This window comes from Metabacillus sp. Hm71 (assembly GCF_051842955.2).
GTDB lineage: Bacteria > Bacillota > Bacilli > Bacillales > Bacillaceae > Metabacillus.
On record NZ_CM200278.1, the window covers coordinates 480,874 to 493,016 of the forward strand.

Below are 12,143 nucleotides of genomic sequence, written 5' to 3' on the forward strand. Positions count from 1 at the left end.
CAATTAGATTAAAAATTCAGGTAATTTCTTCCTATTATTCTATCATTTTCCCTTTTGCCATTCTCTTAACATCTGATCCGTAGGTAGAAGGAATGCTAGAATTCCAAGTAATGGCAGGGTTGCGACACTAATCATCGTTGGAGTTAAGCCAACATGGTCAATCATCGTACCTAATGCAATCGAGCCAATTGCCCCCATACCGAACGCAAGACCAACAGTTAAACCAGACATGGTGCCAATTTTTCCAGGAACCAGTTCTTGTGCATAAACAACCGTTACGGAAAAGCTGGACATTAGAATGAGGCCGATTAGTGCCAGCACAACTAACGAAAGAGTAGGTCCGACAAATGGCAATGCTAAAGTAAGTGGTGCGGTAGCTAATAAAGAAACGATAATGACATTTCGTTTGCCGAATTTATCAGCTAACGGCCCGCCAATAAATGTCCCAATTGCCCCCATTACTAAAAATAAAAAAATATAGACTTGTGACCCTGCGATTGATAAATCGTATTTTTCAATCGCATAAAACGTATAAAAATTTGAAATGGCACTTACATACCAAGAACGGGCAAAGATCAGGAAAATAATAATCAAAAGGGCGTTTCGTACGGCTTTTGATAGGGAAGAATTCGTTTGATTGACTTTAGATGTGACCTTAACAGGCTTTAGATCTGCTAATCTGTTAGAATACCACTTTGCAATATAAATTAAAAAGACGACGGCGAGAGCAGCAACAACCGTAAACCAGATTGCTCCAAATTGCCCGAGTGGTACAAGAATTAAGGCCGTAATAATCGGGGCAAGTGCCTGACCGCTATTGCCGCCAACCTGATAGATGGATTGTGCCAGCCCGCGGCGTTCTCCTGCTGCCAAATAGGCAACTCGCGAGCCTTCAGGATGAAAAGCAGCTGAGCCTAAACCGATCAAAATGACGGAAAGAAGGATTGTCAAAAATGATGGAGCGAATGCTAAGCCCAATACACCCAGCATACTGCAAGTTAAACCAATCGGAAGAACATAAGGCATCGGGCGCTTATCCGTAAATAGGCCAACGACCGGCTGCAACACGGATGAAACCATATTTAAGGCAAATCCAATGAAGCCAAGCTGTGTAAATGTTAGTCCCATTGAGTTTTCTAAAATCGGGAACATAGCCGGAATGACAGATTGAATACTGTCATTTAACAAATGACAAAGACCAATGATAAATAAAATGTTGTAAACAGTTCCTGTATCATTAGGAAGTGATGCAGGTTGTTTTGGAAGTGAAGCAGTGGACATCGTTATTTTTCTCCCTCTTTATAATAGTAAATGTTTCGAAAATCGAAATACTCTAATAGTCATATTATTGTCATGAACTGGGAAAAATTCAAGAAGAATTTTCTGAGTTATAAAAAAAGCGCAAGGCGCTAAGCATTCGGCGACAAGCATAAGGCGAACAGGAATAGAAGGTGTTCTTTACCTTCAATTCCTGTTTGACTAGACCCTAGAGACAGTTAAGTTAAAAACGCGACGGCCTTATCTCTTAACTGCACTTGCACGTCCTGTGCTTCTCCGATGGCGCCTGGAGCTAGATTCAGAAACGCAAGCTATGTTAAGAAAATATATAAATTCTGATATTATAAAAAAGCTTGTAAACCTTGGTCAGGCTTACAAGCTTTCCATTAAATTGGAAGTAATGGCTTTGAAAGAGTAGATTGTTTCAATTGAATATAGACATGATCACCAATATGAAAAGGCCCCTTTTGGGAATCCTCGTGAATAGTTATGAGGTTCGAGCCTGTATCAACTATATAATGAATTTCCTTCCCTTGAAATTGGGCATTGGTAATCGTTCCTTTGAGTCCATCTTCATGTTGCGACAAGCAGAATTGCTCCGGTCTAATTGGGCAAAGATTTCTTGCTCTTAAACCAGGTGAGACCTCAACACCTGTCCAAAACGATTGGATGGAATTTGCATGTGGTTTAAATGTTTGTTCATCGAGCCATTCGCCAGGAATAAGATTTGCCTTCCCGACGAATTTGGCGACAAATTCGGTTTCAGGCTTATAATAAATCTCTCTTGGAGTGCCTGTTTGCTGGATTTCCCCATTCTCCATGACAACAATTCTGTCAGCCATTGCAAGGGCTTCATCTTGATCATGGGTGACATAAACAATTGTGGCACCTGTCATTCGATGGAGGCTTTGTATTTCTCTGCGCATCTCCATTCTCAATTCCGCATCTAAACTGCTTAACGGTTCATCCATTAACAGAAGCGCAGGTTTGGCGGCTATTGCTCTTGCTAATGCTACCCGCTGTTTTTGACCGCCAGATAATTCATGGGGCATTCTTTTTGCAAAGGCATGAAGCTCAACAATATGTAAAACCTCTTCCATTCTTTTGTCAATATTCGCTTTTAAATCATCAGCTAAAAAACGATGATGGAGGAGCGGGAACCTGATATGCTCTGCAACATTCATGTGCGGCCACAAGGCAAAGGATTGAAACACCATTCCAATATTGCGTTTTTCCGGGGGGACGGAATAATGTTTCTCACCTACACATTCGCCGCCAATGTAAATCTCTCCAGCTGATGGAGAATCAAAGCCTGCTAATAGCTTAAGCAATGTTGTTTTTCCACAGCCTGAAGGTCCGAGAATGGCAATAAATTCACCATCTTTAATGGATAAATCAATGGATTTTAACGCTTCTGTTTGCCCGAAGGTCTTGCTAACATGTTTAATTTCTGTTGCCATTTAGATACACCCTTCTTTCCCAAAACTTTTGCATGAGAAAAATGATCAAAAATCCGATAACTATTAATAAAACAATAATTGTTGAAAAAGCAGTTGAGTGAGTTGTGTAGCCTGCCTGTTCGAAATTAAAAATAACAAGGCCGATCGTTTCCGTACCGCTCGACCATAAAAGGGACGACACCGTCAATTCAGTTAACGCAGTAAGAAACACTAAAAAGGCGCCGCTTATTAGTCCCGGCAAGATAAGCGGTATTAAAATCTTCCGCCACTTTCTATAGGCATTGGCTCCGCTTGTCCTTGCAGCATCCTCCATTGAAACATCTACTTGCATGAGGGAGGTTGCGCTGCCCCTGATTTGCAAAATAAGAAATCGGGTAATATAGGCGATATATAAGATCCAGATTGATCCATAAATCCCGGGATTCCAGCCTGGGATGGGCTCTAACCATGTAAAGATCATAGCCAGTGCCATCACCGTTCCGGGAAGAGCATAGGGGATGCCAACGATGACCTCCATTGTTTTATTAAAAAAGGACGGTTTTCTCACCCGTAAGTAGGCAATGCATGTGCCAATACCTAAGCCGATGACTGTTGTAATGAATGCAAGCTTAAGGCTGTTTAGAATCGCTTCTTGAGTTTTTGAACTTGAGAATAAAACAAATTCATAATGTTTCAAACTCATATTTTGTAAAGAGAAATCTAAACCATAGGCTTTAATGAGAGAGGTCGAAGCCATAGAGAGAAGTGGAATTATGCTTGTTACAATTAAGAACACCCACAAAAAGGCTTCAACTATAATTCTCGTTTTTTTAGCTAAAAGGATTCGGGGATCCTTGTCCTCTCTTGCTGTTTCAAATTGTCTTGAACGCTTTAGCAGCAGCCATTGAATCAGCGTTCCGATCATCGCGATTAGTCCCAAAATAACCGAAAGTGTGGCTCCTTTTGCAAAAGCAGAAGGCCCAAACCCGATAATTTGTTCATAAATATAGGTGCTTAAGACACGAATATTTGCTGGAATGCCTAAAAATGCAGGGATCCCAAAATTATCAAGGCTGGCAAGAAAGGCTAGCAATCCGCCGCTTGCGATCCCCGGCAGTGCTAACGGCATAGTAACCTTTAAAAAGGCGGTAAATGAAGTACCACCAGAGACTTTAGCAGCCATTTCCAGCTCTCTGGGGATTTTTCTAAGAACACTTACTGTTAACAAATAAACTAATGGATAATGGGAAAATCCCATAACGATGATAATTCCCGTTAAACTATATAGATTGATTGGTTCGAGACCGCCTGGCAGTTTGCTTAATATGTAAGCGATTGGGCCATTTACACCTAAAAATTGCGTCCAAGCCAATGTTGTAATATAGGATGGAATGACAAAGGGTAAAAAGATCAAAACCTGGAGCAGCTGCTTATGGCGAATATTGGTATAAGCAACCAGCCATGCTGTTACCACACCAAGAATAACGGCAATGATGGTAGAGCCGATTACAATAAGAAAGGTATGATAGATTGTTTTCCAGGTGACAGGGTTTTGTAAAACCTCGGTATAGTGGTTAAGGCTTAAGCCATTTTCAGAGGAAAAGCTTAAATATAATAACTTAACAACCGGGATGAAAAAGAATAGGATAACGAAGATAAACCCAAGTAAGGAAAAGAAAGAAAGGGAACGATGCTTAAGAAGCGAGTTCCCTGTATTTATTGCGGATGAAACCATTTATTGACGCCTCGTTTCTGCTTATTGATCGCCAAACAAGCTGCTGAATTCTTCTTTGTCTTTCTCACGCGCTTGATATAGCTCATTTAATTCTGCCTCTAACACCTTCATCTCTTCAATTGTTTTAAGACCTTCTGGTGCTTCGATTCCTTTACGAATTGGTGTGTAGCCAATTTCTGCTGCAAGCTGCTGCCCTTCCTCAGAAAGCACGAAGTCTACAAACGCTTTAGCGGCAGCTTCATTATCCGTATTTTTCATGATGGCAATTGGTTCAGTAATGACCGGTACACCTTCTTTTGGATAAACAAGATCGATTGGCGACCCTTCCGCTTTTGCACGGGCAATGATGAAATCAACCACCATTCCATAAGATTTTTCTCCAGCTGCAACGGCTTGTTGGACAGCACCGTTTCCTTCTGTGATCATGACATCATTATCCTTTAGCTGCTCATAAAACGCCCAATTGAATTCATCATTTCTTGTAAATACACCTAAATTATAGGCTGCAGCACCGGAATATAACGGACTTGGCATAATGCTCTGACCGCTTGCCTCTTTAGAAGTTAAAACACTCCATGAGTCTGGTAACTCCTTAACCTTTTCTGTGTTAACAGCTAAGATGGTTGCCATTACCTTTGTACCTGTATACATGCCATCCTTATCAATAAAGCTTTCGGGGATTTCACTAGCTTCTTTCGATTGATAGGATAATAGCAGATCCTGGCTCTTTAAACTCTCAAATGTTACCGCATCGGCTACTAATAAAACATCAGCTTGTACATCACCAGCTTGGTTTTCGGCTTGAATTTTGCTTACAACCTCTTCAGTTCCTGAACGGAAAATCTCGACATTGACGTCCGGGTATTTTTCTTTAAAAGCATCTACAAGCTTTTGCGCATCTTCATCAGGTTGTGACGTGTAGAAGGAAAGATCTCCTTCAATGGCTGTTTGCTCGGTTTTTTCATTTGCTTCAGATGATGAACCTGTTGTTTCGGATTGATTGCCGCAAGCTGCTAAAAGCATGAGCATCAGCAGAAAGCTCAATGTTTTTCGGATCGATTGCATAATACGTTCCTCCTAAGTATAAAAAAGAGATGATAGAAAAAATTCATAATAATCTGTTAGGTACTAGTCTATTGATTATTTATTAAGTTAGGTTTAATGAAAAGTAGTGATTTTGTTAAATCTATGTAAATGAAAGTATTAAGAGGATGAAAGAAATCTAACAAAATAGACTGTCCTATAATAGACAGTCTGAATAAAAAACCTATAGATACGATAGAAGCCAGCCGCCAACTGCACCTGCAACAACGATGATCCAAGGTGCAAGCTTCCAAAAAACAAGCATACTGAATAAAATTGCCGCAAAAGCAAAATCAATAGGCGTCATAATTGTGCTCGTCCAAATCGGTTGATAAAAGGCAGCGATTAAGATCCCAACAACAGCTGCATTTACACCCATTAATGCCCCTTTTATCGCAGGGTTGCTTCGCAAGTCGTTCCAGAAAGGGAGGGATCCTAAAATCAGCAGAAATGCTGGTAAGAAAATCGCAAATGTAGCTAATAATCCTCCTTGCCAGCCGTTAATCACCGCGCCGATATAAGCAGCAAACGTAAATAATGGACCAGGAACGGCCTGTGCTGCACCATACCCGGCAAGGAAGGCCTCTTCGCTTAACCAGCCGGTAGGAACAAATTCCCTTTCAAGTAAAGGAAGAACAACATGTCCTCCGCCAAAAACCAATGAACCGGAACGATAAAAGCTATCAAACATCGCAATCCAGCTTAGTGACGTTATCTCACTCAAAATTGGCAAAAGAAATAGTAATCCGAAAAATAATCCTAAACAAATGATCGCAAACCGACGAGAAACAGGAAAGTTCATCGGAGTCGAATCATCATCTTTTTGTTGCTTATAAAGAAGAAATCCTATGAAGCCTGCTATTAAAATAACCGCAACTTGTGTGTAAGCTGTTTGCCATAGCAGGGTAACTACCAGTGCAAATAACGCAATTGCTTTTCGCTTAAGGTCCGGGGTTAATTTTTGGGCCATCCCTAAAATGGCATGGGCAACGACAGCAACAGCAACGATTTTTAACCCATGGATCCAACCGGCATCTCCGATCTTTAATCCTTGAAGAATGAGGGCAAACAGTATAAGTGCAACAACAGAAGGGAGGGTAAACCCGATAAATGACGTAATTCCTCCTAACACTCCTGCACGCATTACACCAATTCCAATTCCAACCTGGCTGCTGGCAGGACCGGGAAGAAATTGACACAGGGCAACTAAATCTGCATAACTTTTTTCATCCATCCATTTCCTTCTGCGGATGTATTCCTCATGAAAGTAGCCTAAGTGTGCAATAGGACCTCCAAATGACGTAAAACCAAGCCTGGTGGAAACGATGAGGATTTCTAATAGCATTTTAAAACTTAGTGTATTTTTGTTCATGGTACCCTCCTTTTTCCTTGAAAAATTTGTAGGCTTTTGCGCCTCCATTGTGGCGAAATATTTACGGATTTTTTCAAGTGTTAGTATAGCAGGTTGACAATGCATTTCAACATAAAAAAACCAAGACTTCCGACATCGGATACTGGCGATCATAAGGCAATATCTGTATAGTAGACATAAAAAGAAAAAGGAGCATATGAAAATGTATATACATAACGAATACAATGAAGGAAACCTAACTGTTATTGAACTGCGAAATGAAAAGAATACTTCCTGGCTAAAGGTTGTCCCGGAACGAGGCGGAATTATTACAAGCTTAGGGATAAATGGCGAAGAATTGCTATTTATGAATGAGGAAACATTACAAAATAAAGAAAAAAATATTCGCGGCGGGATTCCGATTCTATTTCCGATTTCCGGCCAGTTAACAAATAGTGAATATAAGTGGGAAGGAAAAACATATAAAATGAAAAACCACGGCTTTGCCCGTGACCTGCCATGGACTGTAGGTGAAATAAGAACAGAGAAAGATGAGTCCTCGATAAGCCTGAAGCTTGAAAGCAATAAAGAAACATTAAGCTCATATCCATTTGATTTTGAATTACTGTTTACTTATATTTTGCGAGAGAATGAGCTGATCATTGAGCAAACTTATCAAAATAAATCGTCAAAAAGCATGCCGATCTATGCCGGCTTCCATCCGTATTTTAAAACAAAGTCAAAACAGTTAAAGCTTGAAACAGATGCAACGGAATATCTTGATTATAATGACATGAAAACAAAGGTGTTAGAAAAGACTGTGACCATTAATCAAAAGGAGTCGTATGTATTTAAAACAAGCACAGACTCTGTTCGTTTTTATCTCGACGAAATTGGAAAATATGTAACAATGAACTTTGGGAAGGAATTTCCTTATATTGTTCTCTGGTCTGAAGCAGGTCAGGGATTTGTCTGTGTGGAACCGTGGATGGCGAAAACAGATGAATTGAACAGAGTGGACGAATTAACGATGATTGAATCTGGAAAAGCCCTCCATACAAAAGTGAGTATCGCTATATAAGGGACCTTGCTGCACCATCTTATACCGGTTGATGGCTGCAGCTTTTTTGTGGAATAAAAAAGCTGCATGATTCAGGCATTCTGCTCGGCATATCAAGCATTTACTGGTAAACTAATAAAAAAGTCGGTAATCATTTAAAATATTAAAATGTAAACCCTTTCTTAGGTAATTAATTAACTTAATTAATTATTTACTAACATATGCTTGTTGGTTGTGACTATTTGCTTGGAGGATGTCAAATGTTTAAGTTTAGCTCATTTCTAAAGCCTTATCGTTTTTCTGTGGCAATTGCGCTATCATTGATGCTCATTGAATTAGCAGTTGAACTCCTTCATCCGCTTTTGATGGCAAAAATAATTGATGAAGGGATCTTAAAAGAAGATTTTTCTACAGTTATGGTGTGGGGCGGAGTGATGACAGGGATTTCACTTGTTGCTTTTGCTTCAGGGATGATTAACTCGTTTTATGCCGCACATGTCAGCCAAAGCTTCGGTTTTGATGTTCGAAAACAGCTTTTTGTTAAGGTGCAGGAATTTTCCTTTGAACATTTAAGTCATTTTCCTGCAGCATCCCTGATTACAAGAATGACAAATGACATAACACAGCTGCAAAATACATTGTTTATGGGACTAAGAATTATGTTGCGAGCACCCCTTCTTGTCATCGGTTCTGTCGTTATGTCATTTTTCGTCAGCCCTTTCCTAGCTAGTATTTTTGCCGTTGTTATTCCGGTTCTTATTGTGATGCTCATTTGGATCATGAAAAAGGGCAGCCATTTATTTAAAAAAGTTCAGTCAAAGCTGGACAATGTAAATGATGTGTTAAGAGAAAATTTAATTGGCATGAGATTGGTCAAGGCGTATGTAAGGAGAAACCACGAAATCAACCGTTTTTCACATGCAACAGATTCTTTGCGGGATTCAACGATTACAGCTTTACGGATGATTGAAACCTCCATGCCTATTTTATTATTCATTATGAATATGGCCATCCTTTTTATCTTATGGAATGGCAGGTCACAGGTCATAAGCGGAAACGTTCAGGTAGGGGAAGTGGTTGCTATGATAAACTACGGCTTCCGAATCACTTCAGCGTTATCCATGTTTTCATTCATTGTAATGTTTCTATCACGCTCACAAGCATCCGCTTCCCGGATTTCTGAGGTTTTAGAAACAGACATCAAGTCAGAACTGGATAAAGAAACCTTTACGTTTAAACAAGGAAGAGTAACCTTTGATCATGTTTCCTTTACGTACCCTGGAACGGATCAGGTTGTTCTGAAGGATATCTCTTTTACAGCTTTTCCGGGAGAAACAATCGCGATAATGGGTGGAACAGGATCAGGGAAGTCCTCGCTTTTTCAGCTGTTGCCACGGCTATATGAAGTGGATTCAGGTACCATTTACATTGATCATACCCCAATTAATTCTTTAAGCATGAAAAATCTCCGTGATCAGATTGGTTTAGTTCCACAGGAAGCAGTCCTTTTTACCGGTTCAGTTAAGGAAAACATTGAGTGGGGGAAGGAGGATGCATCGAAAGAAGAGATTATTGAAGCAGCAAAAGCTGCGCAAATTCATGATACGATTGAAAAATTACCTAACCAATATGAAACAAGGATTGGTCAAAAGGGTGTCAATCTTTCAGGTGGTCAAAAGCAGAGACTGACGGTTGCGAGGGCATTAGTTCGCAAGCCAAAACTGCTTTTATTAGATGATAGTACGAGCGCATTGGATGCAAAAACGGAAAGAAAGCTGTTAACCGCTTTACGTAAATACACATGCACAACGTTTTTAATCACACAGAAGGTGAGTTCTGCAAAAGAAGCGGATCGCATCTTGCTTTTAGATGATGGGGTGTTGATCGCAGAGGGCAGTCATGATGAGTTAAGAAAAACCTCTTCTCTTTATCAAAAAATCTATCATTCTCAGATGATGGGGGAACTTTCCGATGTTAAAGCAACTAACTAGTCCATTTAAATATGAAAGAATCATAGTCGAAGAACATGATGTCAAGTCAACCAACAAGCCGAAGACCGGCTTAAAAAACGGTATGAAAACAATCAAGAGATTATGGGCCTATTTAGCGGAAAAACGTGCTCAGTTTATTTTGGTAATATTCATGGTTATTGCAAGCTCAGGTCTAGGGCTGTTAGGACCGTACTTAATTGGAAAGACGATCGATGAGTATAATATTACTCCAGGTCATCAGGGGCTGCTTCTTTTATTAATTAGCCTTGTTGCTGTGTTTGCCTTCCATTCTCTATCCTTGTTTTTACAAAATTTTTGGATGATCGGCATTTCACAATATACTGTCAATCAAATGAGAACAGACCTTTTTCATCATCTTCATAAACTGCCAATCTCCTTTTTTGATAAAAGGCAGCATGGTGAACTGATGAGCCGGGTAACAAATGATATTGAAAATGTGAGCTCAACGTTAAACAGTTCGGTTATTCAAATTTTCTCAAGTGTCTTAACACTGATTGGTACAGTGGCTGTTATGATCATGCTGAGTCCGCTTCTTACAGTCATCACGATGTTAATTATTCCATTGATGGTACTTGGAATGAAGTGGATTACAAGACGTACAGGCAAGCTCTTTAAAAAGCAGCAGCAAAACCTCGGAGAATTGAATGGGTTTATTGAAGAGGTCATCTCAGGACAGAAAATGATTAAAGCCTATTCTCAAGAGGAAAAAGTAATCGCAGGTTTTGTTGAAAAAAGCAATAACTTAAAGCTATCAGGCTTTTGGGCACAAACGATTTCAGGCTTTATTCCTAAGGTTATGAATATGTTAAATAATCTCAGCTTTGCTATTATTGCAGGGATTGGGGGAATCTTGGCGTTAAATGGCATGGTAACGATCGGTGTGATGGTCATCTTTGCTGAGTATGCCAGACAATTTACCCGGCCGCTTAATGATTTAGCCAACCAATTTAATACCCTTTTATCAGCCATTGCCGGGGCGGAAAGAGTGTTTGATATTCTTGATGAATCAGAAGAAAAAGATGCGGGAACAAACATGGTTCAGCTTCCTTCGATAAAAGGGGAGGTCGTCTTTGCAAATGTATCCTTTTCATATGAAGAAAAAGAGGAGCGACAAACAGTGGAGCAGTTAAGCTTCCGTGCTTCCCCTGGCGAAACAATTGCCTTAGTCGGACCAACTGGTGCTGGAAAAACAACGGTGATTAATCTGATCTCCCGCTTCTATGATGTAAGTGAAGGACGAATCACCATTGATGGAATCAATATAAATCAGATTAGTCGTGATCAGCTGCGAAAGCAAATGGCTTTTGTCTTGCAGGACACCTTCCTTTTTCAGGGAACGATTTTAGAGAATATCCGCTATGGAAGATTAGATGCCACAGATGAGGAGGTTATAGAAGCTGCAAAGTCAGCAAATGCAGATTCGTTTATTCGTAAACTACCAGATCAATATGAAACAATGATTACACATGATGGCAGCGGAATTAGCCATGGTCAAAAACAGCTTCTCGCAATTGCAAGAGCTATGCTTGCTGATCCGAAAATTCTTATTTTAGATGAGGCGACAAGCAGCATCGATACAGTGACTGAATTGCGGATTCAAGAAGCATTAACCCGTCTAATGAAGGGGCGAACAACCTTTGTAATTGCACACCGTCTTAATACGATTCAAAAAGCGGATAAAATCCTTGTGTTGAAAGACGGCAGAATTATCGAGAGCGGTACACATGATGAATTATTAGAGCAGAAGGGCTATTATTATGAGCTTCATCATCGGTTATAAAAGGTGTTTATCATAAAGGTTGGGGATTCCTTTTTTGTGGGCAAAAAAATAAAAGGACCTATTAAATGGCGTGTGAATTGTCACACGCTATTTTTTTTAGGTTCTGTTGTAAACCTAAAGATAAATTTTAAAGTTTTATAAGTTAGCAGGAACATATTTGTGCAAAATAGAGCAACAGTAGAGAATCCCTTGGAAAACGAATATGGATTAGAAATCAACAGCAATCCTAACTGATCCTTTAATATAGTAATCCTTTAATTGATTATACTAATATAGGAGGGGATAAATAAAATTATTATATTTATATAATTTCATACTATCCGGTATATGTATTGTTTTAAAAGGTAGATTACCTAATTTCTCAAATATTTTTTTTATAAAAAAATGAAATGTGAGATTTCCTAA

8 protein-coding genes are annotated in these 12,143 nt (G+C 39.6%); 3 read left to right on the forward strand and 5 right to left on the reverse strand.

The features are described from left to right. Positions 1 to 42: 42 nt before the first annotated feature. From ACSVDH_RS02490 to ACSVDH_RS02510, 5 genes are all read right to left on the reverse strand, one after another. Positions 43 to 1,281, reverse strand: coding sequence for an MFS transporter (locus ACSVDH_RS02490; protein WP_439253043.1), 1,239 nt, complete (start codon positions 1,279 to 1,281; stop codon positions 43 to 45). Positions 1,282 to 1,664: 383 nt separating this feature from the next. Continuing rightward, positions 1,665 to 2,738: an ABC transporter ATP-binding protein gene (locus ACSVDH_RS02495; protein ID WP_439253044.1), complete on the reverse strand. Its 1,074-nt coding sequence runs from the start codon at positions 2,736 to 2,738 to the stop codon at positions 1,665 to 1,667. Further along, a complete protein-coding gene (locus ACSVDH_RS02500; RefSeq protein ID WP_439253045.1) occupies positions 2,722 to 4,452 on the reverse strand; it encodes an ABC transporter permease in 1,731 nt (576 codons plus the stop codon). Before ACSVDH_RS02500 ends, ACSVDH_RS02495 begins: the two co-directional genes overlap by 17 nt. A gap of 21 nt (positions 4,453 to 4,473) precedes the next feature. Next, positions 4,474 to 5,517 carry an ABC transporter substrate-binding protein gene (locus ACSVDH_RS02505; RefSeq protein ID WP_439253046.1) on the reverse strand — a complete coding sequence of 348 codons (1,044 nt, stop codon included), beginning with the start codon at positions 5,515 to 5,517 and terminating at the stop codon, positions 4,474 to 4,476. A gap of 202 nt (positions 5,518 to 5,719) precedes the next feature. Next, a complete protein-coding gene (locus ACSVDH_RS02510) occupies positions 5,720 to 6,907 on the reverse strand; it encodes a chromate transporter (protein WP_439253047.1) in 1,188 nt (395 codons plus the stop codon). Between the two features lie 202 nt (positions 6,908 to 7,109). On the opposite strand from ACSVDH_RS02510, the gene ACSVDH_RS02515 reads away from it, so the two are divergent. The 3 genes from ACSVDH_RS02515 to ACSVDH_RS02525 all read left to right on the forward strand — a co-directional run bounded on the left by ACSVDH_RS02515 (position 7,110) and on the right by ACSVDH_RS02525 (position 11,738). After that, complete coding sequence (locus ACSVDH_RS02515) at positions 7,110 to 7,967, forward strand: aldose epimerase family protein (protein WP_439253048.1); 858 nt, start codon at positions 7,110 to 7,112, stop codon at positions 7,965 to 7,967. Between the two features lie 239 nt (positions 7,968 to 8,206). Next, a complete protein-coding gene (locus ACSVDH_RS02520; RefSeq protein WP_439253050.1) occupies positions 8,207 to 9,937 on the forward strand; it encodes an ABC transporter ATP-binding protein in 1,731 nt (576 codons plus the stop codon). After that, positions 9,918 to 11,738, forward strand: a complete 1,821-nt coding sequence (locus tag ACSVDH_RS02525; RefSeq protein WP_439253052.1) for an ABC transporter ATP-binding protein — start codon at positions 9,918 to 9,920, stop codon at positions 11,736 to 11,738. Before ACSVDH_RS02520 ends, ACSVDH_RS02525 begins: the two co-directional genes overlap by 20 nt. Positions 11,739 to 12,143 lie beyond the last annotated feature (405 nt).

Excerpts from the sequence above, each read along its gene's own strand:
- ACSVDH_RS02520 (WP_439253050.1), top strand. The coding sequence starts at position 8,207 with ATGTTTAAGTTTAGCTCATTTCTAAAGCCTTATCGTTTTTCTGTGGCA.
- ACSVDH_RS02525 (WP_439253052.1), top strand. The coding sequence starts at position 9,918 with ATGTTAAAGCAACTAACTAGTCCATTTAAATATGAAAGAATCATAGTC.
- ACSVDH_RS02490 (WP_439253043.1), bottom strand. The coding sequence starts at position 1,281 with ATGTCCACTGCTTCACTTCCAAAACAACCTGCATCACTTCCTAATGAT.
- ACSVDH_RS02495 (WP_439253044.1), bottom strand. The coding sequence starts at position 2,738 with ATGGCAACAGAAATTAAACATGTTAGCAAGACCTTCGGGCAAACAGAA.
- ACSVDH_RS02505 (WP_439253046.1), bottom strand. The coding sequence starts at position 5,517 with ATGCAATCGATCCGAAAAACATTGAGCTTTCTGCTGATGCTCATGCTT.
- ACSVDH_RS02500 (WP_439253045.1), bottom strand. The coding sequence starts at position 4,452 with ATGGTTTCATCCGCAATAAATACAGGGAACTCGCTTCTTAAGCATCGT.
- ACSVDH_RS02510 (WP_439253047.1), bottom strand. The coding sequence starts at position 6,907 with ATGAACAAAAATACACTAAGTTTTAAAATGCTATTAGAAATCCTCATC.
- ACSVDH_RS02515 (WP_439253048.1), top strand. The coding sequence starts at position 7,110 with ATGTATATACATAACGAATACAATGAAGGAAACCTAACTGTTATTGAA.